General features: G+C 65.4%; 25 protein-coding genes and 1 tRNA gene. 14 read left to right on the top strand and 12 right to left on the bottom strand.

What is annotated here, in order from left to right; genetic code table 11:
* Positions 1 to 208: 208 nt before the first annotated feature.
* Complete coding sequence (gene dapB / locus ACP16H_RS06320) at positions 209 to 1,021, bottom strand: 4-hydroxy-tetrahydrodipicolinate reductase (RefSeq protein WP_425071415.1); 813 nt, start codon at positions 1,019 to 1,021, stop codon at positions 209 to 211.
* Positions 1,022 to 1,111: 90 nt separating this feature from the next.
* On the opposite strand from dapB, the gene rbfA reads away from it, so the two are divergent.
* From rbfA to lpxK, 9 genes are all read left to right on the top strand, one after another.
* Positions 1,112 to 1,504, top strand: coding sequence for a 30S ribosome-binding factor RbfA (gene rbfA, locus ACP16H_RS06315; protein WP_425071414.1), 393 nt, complete (start codon positions 1,112 to 1,114; stop codon positions 1,502 to 1,504).
* Complete coding sequence (locus ACP16H_RS06310) at positions 1,504 to 2,253, top strand: phosphodiester glycosidase family protein (protein WP_425071447.1); 750 nt, start codon at positions 1,504 to 1,506, stop codon at positions 2,251 to 2,253. Before rbfA ends, ACP16H_RS06310 begins: the two co-directional genes overlap by 1 nt.
* A 67-nt stretch (positions 2,254 to 2,320) precedes the next feature.
* A complete protein-coding gene (locus tag ACP16H_RS06305; protein ID WP_425071413.1) occupies positions 2,321 to 3,760 on the top strand; it encodes a trypsin-like peptidase domain-containing protein in 1,440 nt (479 codons plus the stop codon).
* A 165-nt stretch (positions 3,761 to 3,925) separates the two neighbouring features.
* Positions 3,926 to 5,272, top strand: a complete 1,347-nt coding sequence (locus tag ACP16H_RS06300; RefSeq protein WP_425071412.1) for a TldD/PmbA family protein — start codon at positions 3,926 to 3,928, stop codon at positions 5,270 to 5,272.
* A complete protein-coding gene (locus tag ACP16H_RS06295; RefSeq protein ID WP_425071411.1) occupies positions 5,259 to 6,032 on the top strand; it encodes an inositol monophosphatase family protein in 774 nt (257 codons plus the stop codon). The genes ACP16H_RS06300 and ACP16H_RS06295 overlap by 14 nt, the downstream gene beginning before the upstream one ends.
* Before the next feature lie 111 nt (positions 6,033 to 6,143).
* Entirely contained in the window at positions 6,144 to 6,404 is a 261-nt protein-coding gene (locus tag ACP16H_RS06290; RefSeq protein WP_425071410.1) for a hypothetical protein, read from the top strand.
* Between the two features lie 145 nt (positions 6,405 to 6,549).
* Complete coding sequence (locus ACP16H_RS06285; protein ID WP_425071409.1) at positions 6,550 to 6,789, top strand: DUF4170 domain-containing protein; 240 nt, start codon at positions 6,550 to 6,552, stop codon at positions 6,787 to 6,789.
* Between the two features lie 4 nt (positions 6,790 to 6,793).
* Positions 6,794 to 7,999 carry a 3-deoxy-D-manno-octulosonic acid transferase gene (locus tag ACP16H_RS06280; protein WP_425071408.1) on the top strand — a complete coding sequence of 402 codons (1,206 nt, stop codon included), beginning with the start codon at positions 6,794 to 6,796 and terminating at the stop codon, positions 7,997 to 7,999.
* Positions 7,999 to 8,988, top strand: coding sequence for a tetraacyldisaccharide 4'-kinase (gene lpxK / locus ACP16H_RS06275; protein WP_425071407.1), 990 nt, complete (start codon positions 7,999 to 8,001; stop codon positions 8,986 to 8,988). The genes ACP16H_RS06280 and lpxK overlap by 1 nt, the downstream gene beginning before the upstream one ends.
* Before the next feature lie 3 nt (positions 8,989 to 8,991).
* Here lpxK and ACP16H_RS06270 read toward each other — a convergent pair whose 3' ends face one another.
* Entirely contained in the window at positions 8,992 to 9,858 is an 867-nt protein-coding gene (locus ACP16H_RS06270; protein WP_425071406.1) for an N-formylglutamate amidohydrolase, read from the bottom strand.
* Positions 9,859 to 10,018: 160 nt separating this feature from the next.
* Here ACP16H_RS06270 and ACP16H_RS06265 point away from each other — a divergent pair.
* Positions 10,019 to 10,093, top strand: a tRNA-Val gene (locus ACP16H_RS06265).
* A 114-nt stretch (positions 10,094 to 10,207) separates the two neighbouring features.
* Entirely contained in the window at positions 10,208 to 10,333 is a 126-nt protein-coding gene (gene ykgO, locus ACP16H_RS06260; protein ID WP_170125850.1) for a type B 50S ribosomal protein L36, read from the top strand.
* A 158-nt stretch (positions 10,334 to 10,491) separates the two neighbouring features.
* Here the strand turns inward: ykgO and ACP16H_RS06255 are convergent, their stop codons facing one another.
* Positions 10,492 to 12,189 (bottom strand): peptidoglycan-binding protein, encoded by a 1,698-nt coding sequence (locus ACP16H_RS06255; RefSeq protein ID WP_425071405.1) that lies wholly within the window; start codon positions 12,187 to 12,189, stop codon positions 10,492 to 10,494.
* 152 nt (positions 12,190 to 12,341) lie between these two features.
* Positions 12,342 to 13,514, bottom strand: coding sequence for a phenylacetate--CoA ligase family protein (locus ACP16H_RS06250; RefSeq protein ID WP_425071404.1), 1,173 nt, complete (start codon positions 13,512 to 13,514; stop codon positions 12,342 to 12,344).
* A gap of 88 nt (positions 13,515 to 13,602) precedes the next feature.
* Here ACP16H_RS06250 and ACP16H_RS06245 point away from each other — a divergent pair, with 88 nt between their 5' ends.
* Positions 13,603 to 14,418: a hypothetical protein gene (locus ACP16H_RS06245; RefSeq protein ID WP_425071403.1), complete on the top strand. Its 816-nt coding sequence runs from the start codon at positions 13,603 to 13,605 to the stop codon at positions 14,416 to 14,418.
* A 5-nt stretch (positions 14,419 to 14,423) separates the two neighbouring features.
* On the opposite strand, the gene ACP16H_RS06240 is transcribed toward ACP16H_RS06245, so the two are convergent.
* The 8 genes from ACP16H_RS06240 to ACP16H_RS06205 all read right to left on the bottom strand — a co-directional run bounded on the left by ACP16H_RS06240 (position 14,424) and on the right by ACP16H_RS06205 (position 22,597).
* On the bottom strand, positions 14,424 to 15,260 hold the full coding sequence (locus ACP16H_RS06240; protein ID WP_425071402.1) for an ABC transporter ATP-binding protein: 837 nt from the start codon (positions 15,258 to 15,260) through the stop codon (positions 14,424 to 14,426).
* Between the two features lie 160 nt (positions 15,261 to 15,420).
* On the bottom strand, positions 15,421 to 16,713 hold the full coding sequence (locus ACP16H_RS06235; RefSeq protein ID WP_425071401.1) for an ABC transporter substrate-binding protein: 1,293 nt from the start codon (positions 16,711 to 16,713) through the stop codon (positions 15,421 to 15,423).
* 81 nt (positions 16,714 to 16,794) lie between these two features.
* Positions 16,795 to 17,871: a branched-chain amino acid ABC transporter permease gene (locus ACP16H_RS06230; protein ID WP_425071400.1), complete on the bottom strand. Its 1,077-nt coding sequence runs from the start codon at positions 17,869 to 17,871 to the stop codon at positions 16,795 to 16,797.
* A gap of 183 nt (positions 17,872 to 18,054) precedes the next feature.
* Positions 18,055 to 18,315 carry a hypothetical protein gene (locus ACP16H_RS06225; protein WP_425071399.1) on the bottom strand — a complete coding sequence of 87 codons (261 nt, stop codon included), beginning with the start codon at positions 18,313 to 18,315 and terminating at the stop codon, positions 18,055 to 18,057.
* On the bottom strand, positions 18,315 to 18,563 hold the full coding sequence (locus tag ACP16H_RS06220) for a hypothetical protein (protein ID WP_425071398.1): 249 nt from the start codon (positions 18,561 to 18,563) through the stop codon (positions 18,315 to 18,317). Before ACP16H_RS06220 ends, ACP16H_RS06225 begins: the two co-directional genes overlap by 1 nt.
* A gap of 37 nt (positions 18,564 to 18,600) precedes the next feature.
* A complete protein-coding gene (locus tag ACP16H_RS06215; protein ID WP_425071397.1) occupies positions 18,601 to 19,554 on the bottom strand; it encodes a branched-chain amino acid ABC transporter permease in 954 nt (317 codons plus the stop codon).
* A 144-nt stretch (positions 19,555 to 19,698) separates the two neighbouring features.
* Complete coding sequence (locus ACP16H_RS06210; RefSeq protein WP_425071396.1) at positions 19,699 to 20,514, bottom strand: ABC transporter ATP-binding protein; 816 nt, start codon at positions 20,512 to 20,514, stop codon at positions 19,699 to 19,701.
* A 109-nt stretch (positions 20,515 to 20,623) separates the two neighbouring features.
* Positions 20,624 to 22,597, bottom strand: coding sequence for an AMP-binding protein (locus tag ACP16H_RS06205; protein WP_425071395.1), 1,974 nt, complete (start codon positions 22,595 to 22,597; stop codon positions 20,624 to 20,626).
* A 216-nt stretch (positions 22,598 to 22,813) separates the two neighbouring features.
* Here ACP16H_RS06205 and ACP16H_RS06200 point away from each other — a divergent pair, with 216 nt between their 5' ends.
* Together ACP16H_RS06200 and ACP16H_RS06195 are read left to right on the top strand one after the other, a co-directional pair.
* Positions 22,814 to 24,712 carry a PAS-domain containing protein gene (locus tag ACP16H_RS06200; RefSeq protein WP_425071394.1) on the top strand — a complete coding sequence of 633 codons (1,899 nt, stop codon included), beginning with the start codon at positions 22,814 to 22,816 and terminating at the stop codon, positions 24,710 to 24,712.
* The gene (locus ACP16H_RS06195; protein ID WP_425071393.1) at positions 24,709 to 25,407 is read left to right on the top strand and encodes a response regulator transcription factor; all 699 of its coding nucleotides are present in this window, start codon (positions 24,709 to 24,711) and stop codon (positions 25,405 to 25,407) included. Before ACP16H_RS06200 ends, ACP16H_RS06195 begins: the two co-directional genes overlap by 4 nt.
* The last annotated feature ends 36 nt before the right edge of the window (positions 25,408 to 25,443 follow it).

Genomic DNA, 25,443 nt, shown 5'->3' with positions numbered 1-25,443 from the left:
GTGCAGCTTACGCGCCCGGACGCCCCCCGACAATCCGCATCACTGGTGCGGCATCAGGCACCGGACCGGTTCTGGCGCGACCATTTCCACAGAAATGCGGAAAACTGCTTTACATCCCTTTTCACCAGAACCCGAGCCCCATCTTCTTTGGTTTCCCAAATACCCTTGGGGGTCCGGGGGCAAAGCCCCCGCGCTTGCAAAACAGCAGTTACTTCAGCCCAAGCACATCCAGCATGTCGTAATGCCCCGGCCCCTTGTCCTGCCCCCACAGCGCCGCCTTCAGCGCGCCACGGGCGAACAGCGACCGGTCCGACGCCATGTGCTTCAGCATGATCCGCTCGCCCGGCGTGGCGAACATCACCTCGTGTTCGCCGATGATGTCACCGCCCCGGATGGCGTGGAAACCGATATCTCCGCGCTTCCTCGCCCCGGTGATCCCGTCGCGCCCGCGGTCGGACACATCCGCCAGGTTCACACCACGACCTTCGGCCGCCGCCTCACCCAGCATCAGTGCCGTCCCAGAAGGCGCGTCGACCTTGTGATGGTGGTGGCCCTCGATAATCTCGATATCCCAATCCGCGTCCAATGCGGCGGACACCTGCTTCACCAGTCGCGTCAACAGGTTCACGCCCAGCGACATGTTCCCCGCGCGCACGACGACCGCATGACGCGCCGCCCGGTCGATGGCCGCGATGTCCTCGTCCGACAGGCCGGTCGTCCCGATGACATGCACCGCCCGCGCCTGCGCCGCCAGTTCGGCAAAGGCCACGGTCGCGGCGGGCGCGGTGAAATCAATCACCGCCTGCGCGCGGGCAAAGGCCTCCAGCGGGTCATCCTCGACCGTCACGCCGATCTCCGCGCCGCCCATGGCGACACCGACATCCCGACCGACCCAGTCATGACCGGACCGCTCCAGCGCGCCGACCAGCTTCAGCTTGTCCGAGTCCATGATGTGGCGCACCAGCATCTGCCCCATGCGCCCCGACACGCCCGTCACCACGACTCCCGGCTGTTCCGTCATCTGTCCCGTCTCCACGTCCAAAATAGCCCGGCAGACATACAGCCTCCCGCGCCGCTTGGCAAAGCCCGACCGACGCTCTACTTGTCAGCCATGGCAAAGAACAGATTCCACGACGGCGGCGGGCCGTCCCAACGTCAGCTGCGTGTCTCCGAAGTGATCCGGAGGCAGCTTTCCGACGTGCTTTCGCGCGGAGAGGTGCATGACCCGGACCTCAACCGCATGGTCATCACCGTGGGCGAGGTGCGCGTATCCCCGGACCTCAAGGTCGCCACCGCCTATGTCTGCCCGCTCGGCGGCCAGAACGCGGAACAGATGTTCGAGCTGCTCAAGAAGAACCAGAACGAACTCCGCCGCGCTGTGTCCAAGGGGCTCACGCTGAAATTCTCGCCCGAGCTGCGCTTCCGCCTCGACGAGACTTTTGACCAGCTCGACGAGACGCGCCGCCTCTTCGCCGACGAAACCGTCAAACGCGACGTGGAATGATGCGCCGCGCGGTCCTTGTCCTCACCCTCGCCCTCTCGGCGGTGATGGTGGCGCCGAGGGCGCGCGCCGTGACCTGCCAGAACGTCACTTGGGAGGGCAACCGCCTGACGGTCTGCGAGGTCGACGCGACCAAGGAGGATCTGCGCCTTTTCCGCGCCGACGAGACCGGCCAGCCTTTCGGCCATTTCAACAAGCTCGACACCATGCTGGCGACCAAGGGCGAAAAGCTCGCCTTTGCCATGAACGCCGGCATGTACCACGAGGACCGCAGCCCGGTCGGCCACTACGTCGAGAACGGCACCGAGGAAATGCGCGTCATTTCCTCCCCCGGTCCCGGCAACTTTGGCCTGCTGCCCAATGGCGTGCTCTGCCTGACGGACAAGCGCGCCCGCGTCTACGAGACCCGCGACTACCTCGCCCAGAAACCGCGATGCCGCGACGCCACCCAGTCCGGCCCGATGCTGGTGATCGACGGAAAACTGCACCCGCGTTTCCTGCCCGACAGCACTTCGCGCTACATCCGCAATGGCGTCGGCACCTCAAAGGACGGCAAGCGCGCGGTCTTCGTGATCTCGCAGAACGTCGTGACCTTCTACGATTTCGCCCGCTTCTTCCGCGATGCGCTGAAGCTGCCGAACGCGCTGTTCCTCGACGGCAATATCTCGCGCCTTTATGCGCCCGCGCTGGGGCGCAACGACCTTGGCCGCAAGATGGGTCCGATCGTCGCCGTCACCGAGCCGGCAGGCTGAGCACCGCTGGACGCGCCCCGCCCGCCGTGGCAGGCTACCGCGACCGTCGTTTCAACCAAGCCCTTCCATGCGCAGTCTCTTTCTCAGCCTCTGCCTCGTTCTGCCCGGCCTCGCCGCAGCGCCGGTGTATGCGCAGACACCGCAGGTCAACTACGCCTACCTCTTCCAGAACTTCTCCGAAGACGGCCTGACCCGCGCCGACAAGCGGTTCCTGCAAACCGCGCTGGCCTTCGAGGGTGATTACAACGGTTTGATCGACGGCGACTGGGGGCCGATGTCGCGCCGCGCACTCGACAGCTACGCCCGCCGCGAGTTCGACACACCGGCCGAGACCTGGCATATGGCGGCGCTGGCCATCGCGCTGGTCGTCCGCATCGACGCCGAGGGCTGGACCCTGCGCCATTTCGACGGGCTCAACATGTCCATGCTGTTCCCGGCCAAGACCGCCGTGCTGGACCCGCCGACGAACGACCTGGTGAACTGGCGCCACAGCGGCAGCAGCCTCGCCTATTCCGTGGGCCTGCAATCGCGCACCCGCGCCGAGGAAATGCACGCTTATACACTGTCGCGCCACCAATCCGCCACCGAACCCTACACCCTGCGCAACCCCGGCCTTGCCGTAACACGCATCCGCCGTGCCGACGGAGCGGTGCTCTATGCCCGCTCGGACTACACCGGCAACGGCTGGTCCACCGTGCTCCTATCGGCCGACCGCACGGACGAAGCGCTGCTGAACGCCGTCTCCGCAAGCCTCGCGCCCGGCCCTGTCCCGCCGCTCTCGGTCACCCAGGGCGGCAAGCTGGACGCCGCCATCCGCCAGGCTTTCGAAGTCATGGATCAGGTGGAACACGCCGACAAGGCCGCCGCGCCCGCGCCGCCGCCCCCTGTCACCTCGGCCACCGCCAGCACCGGCAGCGGCTTCTACGTCTCGCCCGAGGGCCACGTCCTGACCAACGCCCACGTGGTCGACGACTGCACCGCGATTGCGGTGGACAGCCATCCGGCCCGCCTGCTCGCCACGTCCGACAGCGATCTCGCGCTCCTAGCCACCGACGCGCCCCACGCCACGTTTGCGACGTTTACCGCCTCCCCGGCCCGCCTCAATGCCGACGTCACCGCCGTGGGCTACCCGCTGTCGCATATCCTCGGCGGGCTCAACGTCACCCGAGGCGCTGTCTCCTCCATGACCGGCCTCGCGGGCGACCCCGCGACAATGCAGATCACCGCGCCCGTGCAACCCGGCAACTCCGGCGGGCCGCTGATCGGTCCGGACGGCAGCGTCGTCGGCGTCGTCGTGGCGAAACTCGATGCGCTGAGCGTGGCCGACAGCCTGGGCGACATCCCGCAGAACGTGAACTTCGCCATCCGCGCCGACCGGGCCACGACCTTCCTGTCGGACAACGGCCTCTCGCCAGAGATCAAAACCGACACGACCCGCCTCGCCCCCGAGGACCTCGCCGAACAGGCCGCCGCCTTTACCGCCTTCATCGAATGCAGCGGCATGTGATACGGCCCCTGCTTCTTCTTGGTGCAAATAATGCGGGGTGAGGCCCGTTAGGGCCGAGGGGCAGCGCCCCTTTTCCCCCGCCCGCAACGCGCGCCGGACCCAACCAGCACTTGCACCCGAAACGCCCGCAGCCTACCTCGGGGAAGTCACAGCAAGAGGCCCCGCATGTCCCAGACCCCCGCCGACCTGACCCGAGCCGCCCTCGACGCCGCCCTCAAGGCCGGGGCCGATGCCGCCGATGCTGTGGCACTGGACGGCACCGCGATTGCCATCGACGTGCGCGACGGGCGGCTGGAACAGGCCGAACGCTCCGAAGGCCGGGACCTCGGCTTGCGGGTGTTCGTCGGGCAGCGCGTCGCATCAGTGTCGACCTCCGACACCCGCCCCGAAACGCTGGCGCTTCTGGCGGAACGCGCCGTCGCCATGGCGCGCGAAGCGCCCGAGGACGAATACGTCGGCCTCGCCGATCCCTCGCAACTGGCACGCAACTGGGATCTCGCCGCGCTGGAACTGGCAGACCCTTCTGCCGAACCCTCGCCTGCCGAGTTGGAGGACGACGCCCGCACCTGTGAATCCGCCGCCCTCGCCGTGCAGGGCATCAGCCAAGTGCAATCCGCCTCGGCCCACTACTCGGCACAAAATGTCGCCATCGCCGCCACCAACGGCTTCGAAGGCGCCTACAGCCGCACCTCGCGGTCACGCTCTTGCGTTGCCGTCGCGGGCGAAGGCCTGAAGATGGAGCGCGACTACGACGGCGACAGCCGTACCTTCCAATCCGACCTGCGCGACGCCTCTGAAATCGGTCGCATCGCCGCCGAACGCGCGCTGGAACGCCTGAACCCGAAACGCCCGAAAACCGGCGCCTACCCGGTGCTGTTCGACGAACGCGTCTCCTCCTCGCTCATCGGCCACCTGACCGCCGCCATGAGCGGGTCTGCCATCGCGCGCGGGTCCTCCTGGCTGCTGAATGCCTTGGGCGAGCAGGTCCTGCCCGCCTCCATGTCGCTGACCGAGGACCCGCACCGGCCCCGCGCCGGTGCCTCGCGCCCCTTCGATGGCGAGGGCCTGCCGACACGGCCCCGCACCCTCGTGGACAATGGCACCCTCACCGGCTGGACCCTCGACCTCGCCAACGCCCGCAAGCTGGGGAGGCAAAGCACCGCCAACGCCGCGCGCGGCACCTCGGGCGGCATCGGCCCGGCCTGCTGGAACCTCGAACTGACACAAGGCACCGCCTCGCGTGAAGACCTGGTGCAACAAATGTGCACCGGCCTGCTGGTCACCTCGATGATCGGCTCCACCATCAACCCTAACACCGGCGACTACTCGCGCGGGGCCGCAGGTTGGTGGATCGAGAACGGCGTCGCCGTCTATCCGGTTTCTGGCGTGACCATCGCGGGCAACCTCCGCGACATGCTGAAAACGCTGATCCCCGCCAACGACGCCCGCCCCTGGCTCACCCGCGTCGTGCCCTCCCTGCTGGTCGAGGGGCTCACGCTTGCCGGAGACTGACCTCGCCCTGCTGACCCGCGCCGCGCAGGAGGCCGGGACCGTGGCCCGTGGCTTCCTCGGGCAGGACCTCGGGATCGAGTACAAGCCCGACAACCTCGGCCCGGTGACCAAGGCCGACCTCGCCGTAAATGCCACGCTGGAACAGATCCTGCGCGAGGCCCGCCCCGCCTATGGCTGGCTCTCCGAGGAATCCGTGGACGACCCGCAGCGCATGGCGACCGAGGCGACCTTCATCATCGACCCCATCGACGGCACGCGCTCCTATATCGAGGGCGCGAACACCTGGGCCCATTCGCTTGCAGTGGTCGAGGACGGCATCGTCACTGCCGCCGTCGTGCTGCTGCCGATGCTGGACAAGCTCTACACCGCCTCGCTGGGACATGGCGCGCGCCTGAACGGTCGCCCCATCGCCGTCACCCGACGCGCCTCGCCGGATCAAGCCGAGGTGCTGGCGACACGCCCCACGATGGAGCCACATCTCTGGCCCGGCGGCGTGCCGGACGTTCAGCGCCACCACCGCCCCTCTCTGGCCTACCGGCAGGCGCTGGTGGCCGAGGGCCGCTTCGACGCTATGGTCACCTTCCGCCCAACGTGGGAATGGGACATCGCGGCAGGATCGCTGATCCTGTCCGAGGCAGGGGCGCGGGTCAGCGACAAACGCGGCGCGCGCCTGCGTTTCAACGCGCCGCACCCGCAGGCCGACGGGATGCTGGCAGCGAACCCGAACCTGCATGACGCCTTCATGCAACGGATGGTTTGAACAGATTCCTGCGATGGCGCAGGAGCCTTGCGCGGGTCGACGTCATCCTGTCAGACTGGCGGACGAAACAGTCGGTGCCGAACGGCAAGACCACAGGCCAGGATCGGTCCCATGCGCTGCGTGAAATCCTTCCCGTTCATCCGCCAAGGGGCTGCGCATCCCGAACGGCGATTAACCATCTTTGCAAGGGACAGCGAAGGGTTCGGCATCGTCGAGCAGTACTTCTATCGCAGCGTGGACGACGACGGTTCGGTCATCGCCGAAGGATGGGCCTCACTGCCGGTCAGCGGCATATTTGCCGACGCGAAGGGTGCAGAGCGCGAAATCGAAGCATTGTTGCCCGAAGGTGCCGAGGGTCGTCGCGGGACCTGATCGTTTCAGCGCCACGGCCCTAAACGCCTGTCGTTACCCCGATCCAACGTTAAGCAATCCCCCATCTTTTCCCCGCACCTTGAACCCCGCCGTGCGCGCGCGTACCGTCGCGTACAGCCCTTGGCCCTCCCAAAGGAGCACTGACATGCAACGCCTTCACCTCGTCTTCGGCGGCGAACTCGTCGATCCGACAAAAACCGTCTTCCGCAACACCGACGACATCCACGTCGTGGGCATCTTTCCGAACTACCAGTCCGCCTATGACGCCTGGAAAGCCGAGGCGCAGAAGACCGTGGACAACGCCCACATGCGCTATTTCATCGCCCACCTGCATCGCCTGCGCGAAGAAGGGACCGAAGCCTCCACCACCGAGGAACTGGGCTAACCCCATGTCCAGCCGCGCGCTGTCGTTACAGGCCTACCTGGCCACCACGCGCGGCACACCTGCGCCCGGCGCCACGGCCCTGCCGGAACGCCCCCGGGGCCGGCTGGTCTGGGCCTGGGCCGACGGGGCCGAACGAGGACGCGCGCTGGCCAGCCTTTGCGCACGGCTCATCGCGCAATATCCCGACACCACGGTGATCCTGTCCGGCGATGCACCCGCGCATCCCGGCATGATGCAGCTGCCAGCCCCACCCGAACGGCTGGCGGATTGCACCGCCTATGCGCAGGCCTTGCAACCGGACGTCGTGCTCTGGGCCGGGGGCGCGTTGCACCCGGCGCTGATTTTCGCCCTGTCGCAGGCCAAGGCGCATCTCGTTGCCCTCGACCTCGGCCCGGAACCGCCCTCCGCGCCCGAGGCCGCGCGCTGGCTGCCCGACCCGACCCCGGCGACGCTGGCGCTATTCCACAGTCTCTACACCACCGATCAGGTGGGGGCGCGCCGCCTGCGCCGCCTTGGCGTGGAAAACGCCCGCATCCACCCCAAGGCACCGCTCATGGATGCCGACATGCCCCTGCCCTGCGATGCCAGGCAACATGAGCAGGTCGCTGCCCTGCTGGCCGCCCGCCCCGTCTGGCTCGCCGCCCGCCTCCGCGGGCTGGAGGCGCGCGACGTCCTCGCGGCCCATCGTCAGGCCGTGCGCCTCAACCACCGCCTGCTGCTGGTCATCGTGCCCTCGTCCGAGGAAGAAGCCCAGCGCATCATCCGCGCCGCCTCCGCCTCGCAGATGCGGGTCTGCAACTGGGACGCGGGCGAGACGCCCGACGACAACACGCAGGTCCTGCTGACCGAAGGACCCGAGGACATCGGCCTCTGGTATCGCCTCGCCCCGCTGACCTTCCTCGGCGGTTCACTCCTCACCGGGACAGGCGGCGAGGACCCCTTCGAGGCTGCAACCCTCGGCACCGCGATCCTTTACGGCCCGAACGTGGGCAAACACCTGTCCTCCTACACCCGGCTGGTCGAGGCCGGGGCCGCCCGCATCGTCCGCGACGCCGATTCCCTCGCGGCGGCGGTGCTGCAACTGGTCGCGCCGGACATGGCCGCCCAGATGGCCCATGCCGGGTGGGAAGTCATATCCTCAGGCGCGGAACTGGTGGACGAAGTCATCACCGAGGTCGCCGACATCCTCGACGCCAAGGGAGCCACCTGATGCACGCCCCCCGTTTCTGGGCCACCCCGCCGGACGCGCCGTCCTGGCAGGCCCGCCTGCTGACCCCGCTGGCCTGGCTCACTGCCCGCGCCACCGCGCGCCGCGTGGCGCAGCCTGCAACGTACCGGCCAAAGATCCCCGTGATCTGCGTCGGCAACATCAACGCGGGCGGAACGGGCAAGACCCCCACGGCCATCGCGCTGGTGCAGCGCCTGCAGGCGCGTGGTTTGACACCCCACGTGGTGTCACGCGGCTACGGCGGGTCGCTCGACGGCCCCGTTCAGGTGGACGAACGCCGCCACACTGCCGACCAGACCGGCGACGAACCCCTGCTGCTGGCGGCCTTCACCCCCACCTGGGTCGCCAAGGACCGCGCCGCAGGGGCGCAAGCCGCTGAAAACGCTGGTGCCGACGTGATCGTGCTGGACGACGGTTTGCAAAACCCCGCCGTGGCCAAGGATCTGACCCTCGTCACCGTCGATGCCCATATCGGTTTCGCCAATGGCCTCTGCCTGCCCGCTGGCCCCCTGCGCGAACCCGTCGCCACGGGGCTGAAGCGCGCTGACCTCCTGCTGTCCATCGGGCCCACCGGGGCGCAACAGCGGTTCAGTGAAACATGGGGCAGCCAGATTTTCGTGCCCCACCTGACCGGAGCGCTGGAACCGCTGCAAACCGGGATGGAGTGGGAGGGCCTGCGCGCCCTCGCCTTTGCCGGGATCGGCCACCCGGAAAAATTCTTTGCCACGCTCAAGGCGCAGGGCGTCGACTTGCAATCCACCGTCGCCTTGGGCGACCACCAGCCCTTCACCACGGCCTTGCTGCAACGCCTGCAACAGGACGCCGCCCGGCATGGCGCGCAACTGGTGACCACGGAAAAGGACGCCGTCCGCCTGCCGCCAGAATTCCGCCGCAGCGTGCTGACTCTGCCCGTCCGGCTGGACATCCACGACCCCGCGCCGCTCGACGCAGCGCTCGACCGTATCCTCTAGGGGTTACTCCGCCGCCAGCGGCTGTTCCTCGCCGCCCGCGCCCAACAGCGCCAGCTCGGCCACGACGCCGCGCAGCACGGTGCGCACCGCGTCGAAATCCGGGCGTGGCTCAATGCGCTTTTCGTCCATGTAAAGCGAGCGGTCGATCTCGACCTGCACCGCATGCTGCCCGCGCGAAGGACGCCCGTAGGCCTGCATCGTGTAGGCCCCGGCAAAAGGCGTGTTGCGCACCACGACAAATCCGGCGGCACGGAACACCGCCTCCACCTGCTCGACGATCTGCGGCGCGGCAGATGCCCCGAATCGATCTCCGATCACCACCTCGGGACGCGGCCCGGTGTTGCGCAGCGCGCCGTCCAGCGCCTCACGCGGCATGGAATGGCAGTCCACCAGCACCGCCTCGCCGAATCGCGCCCGCGCGCCGTCCAGCAGCATCGCCAGCTTTTCATGATAGGGCTTCCAGATTCGCGCGATGCGCCGGTCTGCCTCGAACCGGCTCAGCTTGCCGCGATAGATCGCCCGTCCCCCGGCCACCACGCGCGGCACCACGCCAAGACCGCTCGCCACCCGCGGATTGTGTCCCACACGCCTGATTCCCTCGATCAAGGCCGGATCAAGCTCGTCAGAGGCCCGGTTCAGGTCCACATAGGCCCTGGGCGCCCCCGCCCGCAGCAACGGCGCGCCGAATTCCGGTGCAGAATCGAACAGCTTGTCGACCCAGGCATCCTCGGACGTGCGAATCAAATGTTCGTCCAGAACCGTCGTGTTCAGAAAGGAAGCAGGATAATCACGCCCCGAATGCGGAGAAGCGAACACCACGCGCGACGTCAGCGCATCCGGCAGGTGCAGATGGTAGGATATACTGGGCATCGGCGCTCCTTTGAGAGAAAGAATAGACCGATTTCTTTCTTCGCCAAAAGCCCTTGATCCTCCTGTCGAACCTATTTATAGACCCCTCCACCGGCGCCGCCATCCAGTGACGCGGACCTCGCAAGGGGGACACGACACCGGGCAACAGCGCAGGCCATATGGGTGATTAGCTCAGCGGTAGAGCACTTCGTTGACATCGAAGGGGTCACTGGTTCGATCCCAGTATCGCCCACCATGAATTTCACCCCTCGGGGCACGGGCGCGTCCGACACCGGACCGCGCCCGCAGTGTTCCGGGGACAGGCTGCAACCCAGGCGCTCGCGCGCCGCGATAGACGAAGGACAGTTCGATGAAAGTCGCAAACTCGCTCCGCTCGCTCAAGAACCGCCACCGCGACTGCCGCGTTGTGCGCCGTAAGGGCCGCGTTTACGTGATCAACAAGACCCAGCGTCGCTTCAAGGCACGTCAGGGCTGATAGCCCGGTCTTCTCGATCATGAGAATGGAAACCCCCGCAGGCTTCGCCTCGGGGGTTTTGTCTTTTCTGCGATCGTATCTGCGCCCTGCGACATCAACAGAGCCAGCGAAAAGGGCGACCCACCGGGCCGCCCTCTTGCCAAAACCAAAGCGCGTTCTCAGCCCCCGCGCCGCATCCGTTCGATCACCTGCAGCATCTCGCGTGCCCGAGTCGCCCGCGCTCCACTTGGATAGGCGCTGAGGTAGCGCCGCACGGCGGCCTCTGATCCCAGCCGTTCCACCTCGGCCCAAAGCGCTGCGTCAGACGGACCAGCCGGACGGGCTGCCGCTTGCTGACTGGCTTCAGAGGCACGGCGTGCCGCCTCAGCGTCACGACGGGCCGCAGCCGCCGCCGCTTCCTGTTCGCGCTTGCGCTTGGCATCTGCGGCAGCCGCCTGCTGACGGCGCATGTCTTCCTGCTTGGCCGCCTGCTGCTTTTCGCCCGCCTGCCGTTCCAGCGCGGCAATCTGGTTCAGATCCAGATAGCCCGTCGCATCGCGGTTGTCGGCCTTCTGCCAGGCCCGCACGGCGTCGCGCGTTCCGTCGCCAAAGATCCCGTCGACGGCCCAGTGATAATGCCCCAGCGCATCAAGCTCGCGCTGGATCTTGCGACGTGCTTCGCGGTCGAGGCCAAGATAATCCTCCGCCCGGCGCAGGTCGTAGAAGGGATCTGCCTTGATCGCCTTGATCCGCTGCGTGGCCGCGTTGGCATAGATGCCCTCGGGCTGCGCCTCCAGATAGGCTTGATAGCTGGCTTCCGAGTTGGAAATGCGCGCGGCACGCCACGCCGCTTCGTCTGCCGCGATCTGGACCTCCGAGCGCGTGTCTACCGGCTCCTCCGCTTCGGCGGTCTCTGCCTCCGGCGTCAGGGGAATCGTCGTTTCCGGAATGGTCTCCTGCTCGGCGACCTCCTCGGCTGCATCTTCCGGCTCAGCCGCTGCCTCTGCCACGGGTTCGGCTGCGGCGGGGGCTTCAGGCTCTGCCGTCGCAGTCTCGGCAGCCGGCGCCGGGGTTGCCGGAGCGACCTCCTCTGCCACCACGGGCGCAACTTCTTCGGCCTGTGTGGCAGGCGCTTCCTCGACCGGCGTGACCTCGGGAGTCACCTCTGCCACGGGCTGTTCGGCCTGTGCAGGTGCCTGAGCCGCCGGCACCGTCGGCACATCCGCCGGACGCACGACGACCAGATCAGCCGAAGCAAAGCCCTCGACAGCCAGCCCTGCCGCCTGGGCAGCGGCCACAACAGGCTGTCCGACCTTGGTCAGCTCTCCCGCCGCAAAGCGCGACACAGCCGACTCGGGTCCGTGCAACACCGTCACCCCGGCGGGCACCGTCATGTCGCCCAACCCGGCCTCAAGGAAATCGCCGTAATCCGCCGTCACCGCGCTCTCGCTCAGCACGAGGAATGCCCGGCCCGGATACTTCGCCAGCACACCGAGAGCCGCGTCCAGCGGGAAAGCTTCGACCATGATCGCGGAATCGGCCAGCGCCGCACCATCCGTCGCGGGCAACAAATAGGCCCCCGCCGCACCGTGCAGGAAGGCCCCAGCCAATACCACCACCACTGGGCCGCCATCGTCGTCCAGCGTCGCCACGAAGTCACCAAAGCCCTGCTTCATGGCCGCACCATTGGCGTCCCGCGCCTCGGTCACGTCAAAGCCCTGGCCACGCATCGCCTCGGCCGCTTCGGCCACCTGTGTCGCTGCAAACAGCGTCTGCACCCCGTTGTAGGTGCTGTTGCCAATCACGAGGGCATCGCCCGCCGCGTGCGCCGCCGTGCCAGAAAGAAGCCCCGCAATGGCAAGTGTCAGAATCCGCATAACAAATCCTCCTTTGTCCACAAGCCTACCCGCCTTACGCCCCACCACAAGACACGATTGCGCAAGTCATGAAAACTTCGCGCCGCACGGAGGGTATCCGCACGGCGCGCAAGACGGGAAATATTCCCGAAAATCAGAAGCATGACCTTGGGTCAGTCGTACTTGCGCTGATCCTCGATCACCAATCCATCGCGCGGCAATCCGCCCAAGGCGACCAATTCCACGGCGCCCTTCAACTTCAGCACCTCCGCGACGCTCTTTTCCACGCCGTCGATGGACGCTGCATCGGTTTCGATTCGCACCGTCATGGCGTCCATCTCGCCGTCGCGTGTGGCGACGACACGCGCGCGCGCGATCTCCGGGTGCTTTGCTACCAGCTGCGCCACCTGCTCGGGACGGACGAACATGCCCTTGATCTTGGTCGTCTGGTCGGCGCGGCCCATCCAGCCCTTGATCCGGGTGTTGGTGCGTCCGCAGGGCGACTCGCCCGGCAGGACCGCCGACAGATCGCCCGTCGCGAAACGGATCAGCGGATAATCCGGGTTCAGTGTGGTGACGACCACTTCGCCCACCTCTCCTTCTGCCACGCGGTCGCCGGTGCCCGGCGTGACGATCTCGACGATCACATGTTCGTCTAGGATCATCCCCTCCATGGCCGGGCTTTCATAGGCCACGTTCCCAAGGTCCGCCGTCGCATAGCACTGCAGGCAGGAAATCCCGCGATCCTTGTACCAGGCGCGCAGCGACGGGAACAGCGCACCGCCGCCGACAGCCGCCCGCGTGATCCCCAGCTCCAGCCCCATCTCGTCGGCCTTCTCCAGGATCACCTTCAGGTAATCCGGCGTGCCCGCGTAGGCCGTGACGCCCACGTCCTTCGCCGCCCGCGCCTGCAGCTCGGTCTGGCCGGTCCCGGCGGGCAGCACCGCCGCCCCCACCGCCCGCGCGCCGTTTTCAAAAATCATGCCAGCCGGGGTCAGGTGATAGCCAAAGCAGTTCTGCACGATATCCCCCTGCCCGATGCCACAGGCATGAAGGAAGCGCCCCATCCGCCACCAGTCATGGCTGACGCCGCCCGGCTCGTAGATCGGCCCCGGAGACTGGAACACATGCACGGCATTCGCCACTGGCAGCCCGCCAAACGGAGGCTGCGCCGCCTGCCGCGCCGACAGGTCCGACTTGCGCAACACGGGCAGCGCCGCCAGCCTGTCCAGATCCGCCACGCTCTCCATGCCATGCTTGGCCAGCTGGACGTTCAGAGCTTCGAGCTGCGCCGCCGCGCGTTCATCACGCGAGCGGGTCTCAAGCGCGTCGTAATAGGTGCTCATGGCAACCCTCCCGGACAAAATTCCTCACAAAATTCCCTTCGGGAATCCGCGAACTCTCTGTTAGCGTCCCACCCAACGGAGGACAGCCGTGTTCAGCACAATGGAAAAACGAGTCCATTTCGACCCGATCCGACAGATCGCAGAGTTCGACCTGTCGCACCTCGCCTTCTCGACGCCAGCCATCGTCACGCGGGTTTTCGGCCAGTTCGAAAACATGGTCGGCAATTCCGGTCATGATCGCTGGTACTTCGTTGTGAACGTTCAGGGCACAATGATCGCGCCCGAGGCCATGAGCACCTTTGCCCGCCGCGCCCGCGCTCTGAACAGCCGACATTCGCTGGGCACCGTGCGCTATGCCTGCGCCCCCGAAATCGCCGCGCTCCTTGAACGCGCATCGCAAGGCGTCGGGTTCGATTTTCGCCACACCCCCGACCGGCACACTGCCGAAACCGAGGTCGAACGCCTTCGCCATACACCTTGGTTCGGCCCCGAACAGCGCCGGTCCCACCGCTTCCACGACTACTTCCCGCGTTTCAACTTCGACACGCACAACCGGATCCTCGACCTCGACATGAGCGGGCTGACCCTGCACAACAGCCGGGACGTGAGCGATTTCTTCGATCACATGCGCGCCCGTATCCACGCCATGGGCGCCCCCCGGCGATGGTATTACCTCATCAACTTTGCCAACTTCCACGCAGCCCCCGAGGCTTGGGTCGATTTCTCCCGCATAGGGCGCGAAATCTGCAATCTTCACGCCCTCGGCGTGCTGCGATACGGCGTTTCGCCCGCGTTGCTCGAGGACCTCTCCAGCCGTTTCCAAAACGAAACGGTCCCCGTTGCCGTCTTCGAAACGAGAGAAGCCGCCATCGCCAGCCTGAAAGCGTCGAAGCCGGACAGCTGAACCGGTCACGCCAGCCACCGTTTGCGCCGCCGATACGACCGCACATCGCGGAACGACTTGCGCCCCTCGTCCGACATCCCGAGGTAGAATTCCTTCACGTCCGGGTTCTCGCGCAGTTCCGCCGCCGGACCTTCCATCACCACGCGCCCGTTCTCGAGGATGTAGCCCGAATGTGCGTACCGCAGCGCGACGTTGGTGTTCTGCTCCGCCAGCAGGAAGGACACGCCCTCCCCCTCGTTCACCGCCTTCACGATCTCGAAGATCTGCTCCACCAGCTGCGGCGCAAGACCCATGGACGGCTCGTCCAGCAGGATCGTCTCGGGGCGGCTCATCAGCGCGCGCCCGATGGCGACCATCTGCTGCTCCCCGCCCGAGGTATAGCCGGCCTGCGACTTCCGCCGCTCGCGCAGACGCGGGAAATAGTTGTAAACCATCTCCAGGTCCGCAGCGACGGCGCCCTTGCCATCGCGCCGCGTATAGGCCCCGGTCAGCAGGTTCTCCTCGACGGTCAGGTGGGCAAAGCAATGCCGCCCCTCCATCACCTGGATCACACCGCGCTTCACCAGTTGCGCAGGATCGAGGTCCTGCACCCGCTCGCCCTTGTAGACGATGGACCCCTTGGTCACCTCGCCACGTTCGGAATGCAGCAGGTTGGAAATCGCCTTGAGCGTCGTGGTCTTGCCCGCGCCGTTGCCGCCCAGCAGCGCCGTGATGCCGCCTTTCCGCACCGTCAGCGACACGCCCTTCAGCACGAGGATCACGTGGTTGTAGATCACCTCGATATTGTTGACCTCCAGCAAGGTCTCCGCCGTGGTCTCGGCCGTCTTTACACTGTCCAGCATGACGCCTCCCATCGGTTCGGCCCGCACGCCGTCCCGCTGCTTCTTCTTGGTCCAAATACTCGTCTTCTGCTCACGCATCCGGACGGAAATCCGGGTCCCACTTGCCTGATGCGTTCGGGGTCAGCCCGGCGACGGTAACGCCGCCGGGCCGTCTGGCACCTTACTCGGCGCAGTCCGCGTTCACCGCCCAGGGCTGGTTCGCGTCGGCGTATTCCTTCGCCTTCTCGGCCACCAGGTCGGCATAGCCGTCGGTGTTGGCGGTCAGCAGGTCAGACGCCTTGACGAACTTCTCGCCGTCCCATTCCAGCATCCAGCCGCCCGAATGGCCGGTGTGGTTGGAGCACGAGGTCTTGAACGGCGGCACCATGCCATCGAGACCCAGCTCGGAAATCCGCGCCTCGGTCATGTCGATGTTTTCCAGACCCCAGCGCAGCTGCTTGGCGTCGATCTGCGCGGTGCCAAAGTGGTCCTGCGCCGACTTGATGCCCTCCGCCAGAATGGCCGAGATCACGATGCCACGACCGTAGAACACGCCCGACATTTCCTCGGGGTTGGACTTGGAGTTGCCCGCATCCACGACGTGCTCCTTGATCGCCGCCATGACCGGTGCATCGGCGTTCGGGAACGACCAAGAGATCGACTTGTAGCCCTTGGCGTCCGCACCCGCGATGGCGAGGTCAGCGTCATGACCGGACCACCACACGCCGATGAAGTTCTCCATCGGGAACTTGGTCTTGACCGCCTCGGTGATGGCTCCGGCGTTCATCGCGCCCCAGCCCCACATGATGACGTAGTCGGGACGCTCGCGACGGATCTGCAGCCACTGCGCCGACTGGTTCTGCATCTCCTTCAGGCCGACCGGGATCGGCACGAGCGTAAAGCCCTTGTCGGCCGCGGCCTTCTCCAGCACCGGCAGCGGCTCCTTGCCGAAGGGGTGGTCGAGGTGCAGGAAGGCGATCTTCTTGCCGTTCAGGTCACCCTGCCCTTCGATGTACTGCAGGATCATGTCGGCGGCATCCCAGTACCCGGCGGGCGCGTTATAGGCCCACTGGAAGGTCTTGCCGTCCGCCATCGGGCTGAAGCCATAGCCCGGCGCAAGGATCGGGATCTCGTCCACGTTGGTCTTGGGCAGCACCTGAAGGGTGATCCCCGTCGACCAGGGCTGCGTCACGATGGCCGTGCCCTTGGTCTTCTCGTAGCATTCCACGCCCTTCTCGGTGGAATAGCCGGTCTCGCATTCCTCGGCGTTGACCGCAACACCGCCCAGACCACCATCACGGGCGTTCAGCATGGCGAAATAGTCAGCCTGACCGTTCATCAGCGGAATGCCGGTCGCCGCAAAGGGGCCGGTCCGATACGCGAGGTTCGGTGTATACAGTTCCTGCGCCATGGCAGCGCCCGCGGTGATGCCCGCCACGACGGCGGCAACAGCCAGCTTGGTGAAGTGTTTCATAGGTTCTCCTCCCTGAGATAACGTCACTTCGTTCAGTAGTCTGCGTAGGTCGGGGTTCCACCCCGACTCACCTTGTTCAAATCAATGCGGGAACGGCCAGAGGATCAGCTTCTCCCGGATCAGCCGCCACAGCTGCGCCAGCCCGTGCGGCTCGACGATCAGGAAGAACACGATCAGGCTGCCCACGATCATGATGTTCAGATGCTCGATCAAGGCCGAGTCGATCGGGATGCCCAGCGCATTCGGCACGAGGTTCAGCACCACCGGCAGGCCGACGATAAGGATCGCCCCAAGGTAGTTGCCCATGATCGACCCGAGGCCTCCGATGATCGCAATGAAGAGGATGCGGAAGGACAGCGGAATGTCGAACAGGTTCGGCTCCGCCGCCCCGCGCCACATGAAGACGAAAAGCGCCCCGGCCACACCGACGATGTAGGACGAGACCGCAAAGGCCGTCAGCTTCGACTTCATCAGGTTGATCCCGATCAGCTCGGCGGCGATGTCCATGTCCCGCGTCGCTTTCCACGTCCGGCCCAGCGTGCCGCGCGTCAGGTTGATGCAGAGCATCGTCATCAGGCAGACGATGAACAGCACCACGTAATACTGCACGATGCTGCTGGCCTGCGGCCCGGCGACGTAGACCCCGAACATCTCGAGGTTCGGCACCTGGATCGCACCCGAGGCGTTGTCATTGTACAGCCACGACCATTTCTCGAACAGCCAGACGAGGAAGAACTGCGCCGCCAGCGTCGCGATGGCCAGGTAAAACCCCTTGATCCGCAGCGACGGAATGCCGAACGCCACGCCCACCCCGGCCGAGAAGATCCCCGACAGCAGGATCGCGATGATCGGGTTCATCCAGGGCATCAGCGTGATCAGCTTGTAGCAGGCGTAGGCCCCCACCCCCATGAAGGCCGCCGTCCCCAGCGACAACTGCCCCGCATAGCCCGTCAGGATGTTCAGCCCCAGCGCCGCCAGCGAATAGATCAGAACGGGGATCAACAGCGTCTGAAACGCGAACTCGCTGGCAAACAGCGGAAAGATCACCCAGGCGCAGAGCAGGATCACCGCCAGAAGCACCGCATCCTGCCGGACCGGGAACAGCGCCTGGTCCGCCTCGTAACTCGTCTTGAACTGTCCAGCGGTGCGATACAGCATCCGCGCTCCTCCCCTTGTCCGTGCCCCGCGCCGACGTCACCCGACAGCACAAGGCACTATTCCACCGGACCAATCGGTCCCTGTCTCTGTCCCCGGAGGCCCTCCCCTCCGGGGCGCGGTCTGCGTGGGCTCCTCACCCCCCGCCCCGCTCGCCCGCCACCTCCCCGTGCCGGGCGAAAATCCTCAGTCGTCCTTGCGTCCCTTGGGCAGCGTCGACGTCCAGAAATCCGTCATCATCTTCCACGACTGCGCGGTGGCGTTAATCATCGTGTTCACCGCCTCCATCTGCACCTTCATCATTCCCTCCAGCGCTTCTTGCTGCGCCTCGTGGAACTCGCTCAACCCGTTCGCCCCGCGGGCCAGGTCCGCGTCTTCCTCACTCGCTTTCCGGCGATCCCGCGCCGAGCTTTCGCGGCGTGGTCCGGTGGTCTTCTTCGTGGCCATCAGGCATCCAATCCTTCGTCTGCTTCATACCGGGCCCGGCTGCGCGAACCCTTGGCATAACCAGTAGCCTCCGAATGCCGCACGATCCAGAACCACGCCCAGACACCCGTTGCCGCACCCAGCGCCGCGATCACCAGCGCCACCACCATGCGTGACCCGTCCTCCGGCGGCGTGGTCAGCGCGAGATACCCGAAGGACCAGAACCCGGCCCAGGCCACGACATTCAGGATGGCAATCAACTTGGTCATTCACACAGCCTCCGGTTTGTGGGTTTGGACACCCACGCTAAACCCTTTCGATGATACGTTCCCCGAACAACCCCTGCGGGCGGAACAGCAGCACGATCAGCGCCAGCACAAAGGCAAACCATGTCTCGGTATTACCGCCCATCAGGGGTTGACCCCAGTAGATCTCGAACAGCTTCTCGAGGATGCCGATCATCAGCCCGCCGATGATCGCGCCCGCGATGCTTTCCAGACCGCCCAGCATCAGCACCGGCAGCGCCTTGTAGGCGATCACCTCCAAGGCAAAGCTCACCCCGGCGCGCGCGCCCCAGGCAATGCCCGTCACCAGCGCGATGATGCCCGCGATAAACCACACCAGCACCCAGACGGTCTGCAAGGAAATCCCCACCGACAGTGCCGCCTGATGGTCGTCGCCCAGCGCCCGGATCGCCCGGCCCATCTGCGTGTAGTTGAGGAAGGCCAGGAGCGCCGCCACCAGCGTACAGGCCACCACCACCACGGTGATGTCCACGTGTTGCAGGATCAGCAGACCACCCCAAGGCTCCAGCACGCTGTCACCCGTGGGAATGCCCAGTTCCTCGGTGATCATCACCTTGTTCTCACCGCCAAAGATGATCTCGCCAAAGCCGATCAGGAACAATGTGATGCCGATTGTCGCCATGAACAGGATGATATCCGGCTGCCCCACCAGTGGCCGCAGCACGATCCGCTCGATGCTAACCGCCAGCACGAACATTACGCCGAGCGTCAGCGCCACCGAGATCCATGCCGGCACGCCAAAGGCATGCAACCCCACCAACGTCAGCGCCGCGAACACCACCATGATGCCCTGCGCAAAGTTGAAAATCCGCGACGACCGAAAGATCAGAACGAAGCCCAGCGCGATCAGCGCATATAGTACCCCGGACACGAGGCCTTCCCACAGCACCTGCAACAGGAAGTCCGGCGCAGAAAACATGTCCGCAAACGGCGTGACGAAAATATCCTTCAGCATCTCAGCCCCCCTTCCGCGCGATGTTGCCACCACGGGTCGTGCATTCTTGCGAGAAAATCAGATCATACGCAGGCGCCTGTGCGCACATCGCGTATGCATGGGTTGTGCATGGTTTCCGCATGCTTTGTGCATCGTATCCCGACATCAGTGCGCCACCCCAAGATATGCGTCGATGACGTCCTGGTTGTTGCGCACCTCGTCCGGCGTACCATCGCCGATCTTCTTGCCGTAATCCATCACCACCACGCGGTCGGACAGGTCCATCACGACCCCCATGTCGTGCTCGATCAGCGCGATGGTCGTGCCAAATTCGTCATTCACATCAAGGATGAAGCGGCTCATGTCCTCCTTCTCCTCGACGTTCATGCCCGCCATCGGCTCGTCCAGCAGCAGGATCGACGGCTCGGCGGCCAAGGCCCGCGCCAGCTCCACCCGTTTCTTCAGACCATAGGGCAGACGGCCCACCGGCGTTTTGCGGATGTTCTGAATTTCGAGAAAGTCGATAACCTTTTCAACGACTTCCCGGTTGGCCATTTCCTCGGCCCGCGCCTTGCCCCACCACAGGGCCTGCGCCGCCATCCCCGCCTTCATATGCGTCAGGCGGCCAGTCATGACGTTGTCGAGCACGGTCATGCCCTCGAACAGGGCAATGTTCTGGAACGTCCGCGCCACGCCCATGCGCGCCACCTCGTAGGGCTTCATCGGCGGGCGCGGCGCGCCCTTGTACCAGACCTCACCGATGGTCGGCGTGTAAAAGCCGGAAATCACGTTCAGCATCGAGGATTTGCCCGCGCCGTTCGGCCCGATGATCGCCCGGATTTCGCCCTCGTGAATATCGAAAGAGATATCCTGGATCGCTGTAACCCCGCCAAACTTCAGGGTAATATTTTTCATCTCCATCAGCGTGCCGCCGATCTGGCGACCGTCCGCGGTGACGTAGCCTTGCGTCTGATCCAACATCACAGCCCCTCCGCCGCAGCAGCGCACGCCGCGTTTGTCATTTCCTCAAGGTTTCCGGCGAGACTGATCGCACAGTCGTCCTGCCCCTGCTTCTTCTTGGTGAAAATACTCATTCCGCCGCCACCGCCCGCGGCGCAACCGCCTGAACCTGCGCATCCCTCACGGCCAAAGTCGCCTTGATCTTGCCCTTGCGACCGTCCTCGTAGGTGACCTCGGTCTCGGTGTAGATGCTGTCCACGTCGCCGTACAATGCGTCCACAAGGTCCTGATATTTCTCGGCAATCACCTTACGCTTCACCTTGCGCGTCCGGGTCATCTCGCCATCGTCCGCGTCCAGCTCCTTGTGCAGAACGATGAAGCGGTGCACCTGGCAGCCGGACAGCATGTCGTCCTGCGCGACCGATGCGTTCACCTCTTCGATATGCCCTTGGATCGTCGCCAGCACCTGCGGATGCCCAGCCAGTTCCTGGTAGCTCGCATAGGCGATGTTGTTGCGCTCTGCCCAGTTCCCCACGGCCGTCAGGTCGATGTTGATGAAGGCCGTGCAGCGATCCTTCCCCGCGCCGAACACCACCGCCTCGAGGATGTTGGGAAAGAATTTCAGCTTGTTTTCAACGTACTTGGGCGCAAATAGCGATCCGTCCGCCATCTGCCCCACGTCCTTCGCCCGGTCGATGATCCGCAAATGGCCCGAGCCCTCCTCGAAGAACCCCGCATCCCCCGTGGCCACCCAGCCCTCGGCATCCTTGGTGTCCGCCGTGGATTCCGGGTTCTTGTAGTATTCGACAAAGGTGCCCGGAGAGCGGTAGAACACCTCGCCATTCTCGGCGATGCGAATTTCCACACCCGGTGCCGGCACGCCCACCGTGTCCGACCGCACCTCGCCATCCGGCTGCACCGTGATGAACACGGACGCCTCCGTCTGACCGTAAAGCTGCTTCAGGTTGATCCCCAAAGAGCGATAGAAATCAAAGATTTCCGGCCCGATCGCCTCGCCCGCCGTGTAACCCACGCGCACCTTGGCAAAGCCCATGGCATCCTTCAGCGGCCCGTAAACCAGCAGCGACCCGAGGCTGTACTTCAGGCGGTCCATCATCCCCACCGGCTTGCCGTCGAGTATCTTCGGCCCGACCTCGCGCGCATGCGCCATGAAGTGATGGAACATCTTCTTCTTGAACGCGCCCGCATCCTCCATCCGGATCATGATCTGCGTAAGCAGCGTCTCGAAGATCCGTGGCGGGGCAAAGTAATAGGACGGCGCGATCTCCCGCAGGTCTGTCTGCAAGGTCTCGGCGCTCTCGGGGCAGTTCACGCAGAACCCCTTCCAGTAGGCCTGCCCGATCGAGAAAATGAAATCCCCCACCCACGCCATCGGCAGATAAGCCAGAACCTCGTCGTCCCGCTTCAGGTGGTCGAACTCCGCCGAGGACCGCGCCGCCTCGATGATATTGCGGTTCGACAGCACTACGCCCTTCGGCTTCCCCGTCGTGCCCGAGGTGTACAGCATCACGCAGGTATCGTCGTACCCCAGCGCACCGCGCCGCGCGTTAAGCTCGTTGATGAGCTCGTCATAGGCCGCGCGCCCCTGCGCCTGCACGTGGGAATACTCATGCAGATGCGTATGGTCGTACTTCCGCAGACCACGGGGATCAACATAGATCATGTGCTCGAACTGGTGCAGATGCTCCTGCACCTCGATCACCTTGTCCACCTGCTCCTGATCTGCCACCACAACGAACCGGGCACCGCAATGGCCCAGAACGTATTCCATCTCCTCGGCGACGGCGTCCTGGTACAGCGGCACCGGCACCGCGCCGCACATCTGTGCCGCCACCATCGACCAGTACAGCGTCGGACGATTGCGCCCGATCACCGCGACATGGTCTCCCGGTGCCACGCCCATGTTCAGCAGACCCAGCGCAAAGGCCTCGATCTCCTGCTCGGCCTCGGCCCAGGTCCAGCTTTGCCAGATCCCGTATTCCTTTTCGCGATAGGCCGGCGCGTTCCCGAACTCCGTCACATTGCGACGCAGCAAAGCCGGAATCGAGCGCAGGCCTTCGATGCCCTCAACGAGTGCAGCCAAGTTCAATCCTCCCCAATGCCGTGACCGGCATCTCCTCCGTGCCCTCCCTTGCGGGGGCCATGACCGCTTGATGCGATTCTGTGACCAATTAGGACGGCCTTCATCCTCCCGGTCAACTTTTTCCTGAGCATTTCCAGAATGTAACAAATCCTTACAGGCGATTTTCCCCTGCCCTGCCCCCTTCCAGCGGGCGCGCCACAGGGCTACCGTCGCAGCATGTCCACGCTCACCGACTCCGCCGCCTATACGCTTGCCGGGCTGAACCTGATCCAGCAGGCGCTGTCGATCTTCGACCGCGATTTGCGGCTGGTGCTGATCAACCGCCCCATGCAGACGATGTTCGACCTGCCCGACGCGCTCTGCACGCCCGGCACAAGCTTCGAGGAGGTCATCCGCCATCTCGTCCTGCGCGGTGAATACGGGCCGCTAGACGACCCGGAGGATTTCATCCGTGACCGCGTCGACCTCGCCCGCGATTTCGAACCGCATTACATGGAGCGCAGTCGTGCCAATGGCCGCACCATCAGCGTCGAAGGCGCGCCGCTGCCGCAGGGCGGCTGGGTCACCGTCTATACCGACATCACCGCGATCAAGCGGCAGGAGGCGCTGCTGCGCACCCGCTCCGAGGTCCTGTCCGAAGAGGTGCTGCAAAGGTCCGAGGAACTCAGCCAGACGAACCGTCAACTGGCCGCGACCATCACCGCGCTCGAGGAAACCCGCCGCCAGTTGACCGAGATCGAAGCCCGCACCCGCACCACGACCGAGATGATGCCTGCCCATATCGCCCGCGTGGATGCCACCGGGCACTACACGTTCTCCAACAACCGCCTATCCGACGTGATGCCGGGGCGGCCTGGCTCCATCGTGGGCCTGCATGCGAGCGAGGCCCTTGGCACCGCCTGGACCCGCGTGAAACCGCACTTGGAAAAGGCCCTGACCGGGCAGCCCTCCACCTTCGAATTCACTGACGAAACATCCTCCCGGCGCATCCGCGCGGCCTTCACCCCCGATCCGCTGGAGCCGGGGGTCTATATCCTGTCCCAAGACGTGACCGAGGAAACCCAGGCCCGCGCCGCCCTGCAACAGACAAAGCGGCGCGAGATGGCGGCGCAACTGACCTCCGGCCTCGCGCATGACTTTTCGAACCTGCTGACGATCATCCTCGGCCAACAGACAAAACTGGCGCGGCTCGGCCTGTCAGATGAGTCCTCTGCGTGCGTCACCGCCACGCTTCAGGCGGCGCGTCGTGGCGGGCGGCTGCTGGAACGCATCGCCGATATCACCAGCCCACGTACATGGCAGCCGCAACCCCTGCACCTTGCGCCCTTTCTGGAAGACTTGCGCACGCTCGCCACGCCCACCCTGCCGGACAGCGTGACGCTGACCATCGACGACCAATCCACCGGCCCGCTGCTGGCCGACCCGGGCCTTTTGCAAGATGCGCTGCTGAACCTGATCCTTAACGCGACACACGCCTGCACGGGCCGTGATGCCGCGCGGATCACCCTCACCGCGCGCGAACTGCAATCCACCTGGCTCGAGATCACTGTATCCGACACGGGTTCCGGCTTTTCCCCAGAAGCCCTGAAGCGTGGCCTTGCGCCCTTCTTCACCACCAAGGGCGGCGAGGGATCGGGCCTCGGCCTTGCCATGGTCTACGACATGACCAAGCTGGCTGGCGGATCGGTGCGCCTCTCCAACACCGACACCGGCGCGCAGGTGACCCTGCGCCTGCCCCTGCGCCCTGCCCCCGACCTGCCCGCCACGGGCCTTGCCCTCTTGGTCGAAGACAGCCCCGACCTGCGCACGCCCATCCGCGAGATGCTGACCGCCCAGGGCTACAACGTCGTCGAAGCCGCCTCGGTCCCCGAGGCGCTGGCGCTGCTCGACAACCTCCCGGTGGCGCTTATTCTCTCGGACGTCACGCTGGAGGGCGAGGAACCGGGCTACGCGCTGGCCGACCACGCTCCGCAGATACCGCTGCGCCTGATGACCTCGCTGCCCGCGAGTGACCCGCGCCACGCCGAGGCCCGCCACCGCGCGCCCGTTCTGGCCAAGCCCTTCACTCCGGAAATGCTTGCCAATTTCCTTGATACCCGCGAGGAAACGGCATGACCCAAGCGCCCCTCGTAACTATTCTCGACGACGAACCCGCCATCCGCGAGATCCTCACCGAGGCATTGCAAGAGGCCGGGTTCCGCACCCGCGCCTTCTCGCGCGCGACGGAGTTCGAAGCCGCCCTGCGAACCACCACGCCCGACGTGGCCCTCGTCGACCTCGGCCTGCCGGATCGCGACGGGCTGACCCTCGTGCATCGGCTGGCACTCGAACAGGGAGCGAAGGTCATCATCATCTCGGGCCGTGCGCAGGTTCAGGACCGGGTCACGGGGCTGGAACTCGGGGCCGATGACTACGTCACCAAACCCTTCGAGGCCGCCGAGGTCGTCGCCCGCGTCCGCGCCCGCCTGCGCACACCCGCCGCGAAACCGCAGCAGACCACCGCGCATTTCGGCGAGTGGACCGCGCATTTCGACCGTTTCACCCTGGAACGAGACGGACAGGAAACGCCCTTCAGCCAGGCTGAATCCGAGGTGCTGCGCCTGTTCCTCGAAAGCCCCAAGCGCCTGATCACCCGCGCCCACATGCAGGAGGCGCTAGGCGGCACGGCAGGCGACAGTTTCGACCGCGCGATGGATGTCCGCATCTCGCGCCTGCGCACGAAGCTGGGCGAAGACCCGAAAAACCCGCGCCTGATCAAGACGATCTACGGCGCGGGCTACATTTTCCTCGGCGATGTCACCTGGAGCTGACCCAAAGGCTTTCCCCCTGAGGCGCCTTCGCCCGCC

The sequence above is a fragment of the Sagittula sp. S175 genome (genome assembly GCF_049800975.1).
GTDB lineage: Bacteria > Pseudomonadota > Alphaproteobacteria > Rhodobacterales > Rhodobacteraceae > Sagittula.
Note: the sequence above shows the minus strand (reverse complement) of the source record. Positions and strands in the feature narration are given on the sequence as shown.

Bases quoted from the DNA above. Each gene is read 5' to 3' on its own strand.
- dapB (WP_425071415.1), bottom strand. From the start codon at position 1,021: ATGACGGAACAGCCGGGAGTCGTGGTGACGGGCGTGTCGGGGCGCATG.
- rbfA (WP_425071414.1), top strand. From the start codon at position 1,112: ATGGCAAAGAACAGATTCCACGACGGCGGCGGGCCGTCCCAACGTCAG.
- ACP16H_RS06310 (WP_425071447.1), top strand. From the start codon at position 1,504: ATGCGCCGCGCGGTCCTTGTCCTCACCCTCGCCCTCTCGGCGGTGATG.
- ACP16H_RS06305 (WP_425071413.1), top strand. From the start codon at position 2,321: ATGCGCAGTCTCTTTCTCAGCCTCTGCCTCGTTCTGCCCGGCCTCGCC.
- ACP16H_RS06300 (WP_425071412.1), top strand. From the start codon at position 3,926: ATGTCCCAGACCCCCGCCGACCTGACCCGAGCCGCCCTCGACGCCGCC.
- ACP16H_RS06290 (WP_425071410.1), top strand. From the start codon at position 6,144: ATGCGCTGCGTGAAATCCTTCCCGTTCATCCGCCAAGGGGCTGCGCAT.
- ACP16H_RS06285 (WP_425071409.1), top strand. From the start codon at position 6,550: ATGCAACGCCTTCACCTCGTCTTCGGCGGCGAACTCGTCGATCCGACA.
- ACP16H_RS06280 (WP_425071408.1), top strand. From the start codon at position 6,794: ATGTCCAGCCGCGCGCTGTCGTTACAGGCCTACCTGGCCACCACGCGC.
- lpxK (WP_425071407.1), top strand. From the start codon at position 7,999: ATGCACGCCCCCCGTTTCTGGGCCACCCCGCCGGACGCGCCGTCCTGG.
- ACP16H_RS06270 (WP_425071406.1), bottom strand. From the start codon at position 9,858: ATGCCCAGTATATCCTACCATCTGCACCTGCCGGATGCGCTGACGTCG.
- ykgO (WP_170125850.1), top strand. From the start codon at position 10,208: ATGAAAGTCGCAAACTCGCTCCGCTCGCTCAAGAACCGCCACCGCGAC.
- ACP16H_RS06255 (WP_425071405.1), bottom strand. From the start codon at position 12,189: ATGCGGATTCTGACACTTGCCATTGCGGGGCTTCTTTCTGGCACGGCG.
- ACP16H_RS06250 (WP_425071404.1), bottom strand. From the start codon at position 13,514: ATGAGCACCTATTACGACGCGCTTGAGACCCGCTCGCGTGATGAACGC.
- ACP16H_RS06240 (WP_425071402.1), bottom strand. From the start codon at position 15,260: ATGCTGGACAGTGTAAAGACGGCCGAGACCACGGCGGAGACCTTGCTG.
- ACP16H_RS06235 (WP_425071401.1), bottom strand. From the start codon at position 16,713: ATGAAACACTTCACCAAGCTGGCTGTTGCCGCCGTCGTGGCGGGCATC.
- ACP16H_RS06230 (WP_425071400.1), bottom strand. From the start codon at position 17,871: ATGCTGTATCGCACCGCTGGACAGTTCAAGACGAGTTACGAGGCGGAC.
- ACP16H_RS06225 (WP_425071399.1), bottom strand. From the start codon at position 18,315: ATGGCCACGAAGAAGACCACCGGACCACGCCGCGAAAGCTCGGCGCGG.
- ACP16H_RS06220 (WP_425071398.1), bottom strand. From the start codon at position 18,563: ATGACCAAGTTGATTGCCATCCTGAATGTCGTGGCCTGGGCCGGGTTC.
- ACP16H_RS06215 (WP_425071397.1), bottom strand. From the start codon at position 19,554: ATGCTGAAGGATATTTTCGTCACGCCGTTTGCGGACATGTTTTCTGCG.
- ACP16H_RS06210 (WP_425071396.1), bottom strand. From the start codon at position 20,514: ATGTTGGATCAGACGCAAGGCTACGTCACCGCGGACGGTCGCCAGATC.
- ACP16H_RS06200 (WP_425071394.1), top strand. From the start codon at position 22,814: ATGTCCACGCTCACCGACTCCGCCGCCTATACGCTTGCCGGGCTGAAC.
- ACP16H_RS06195 (WP_425071393.1), top strand. From the start codon at position 24,709: ATGACCCAAGCGCCCCTCGTAACTATTCTCGACGACGAACCCGCCATC.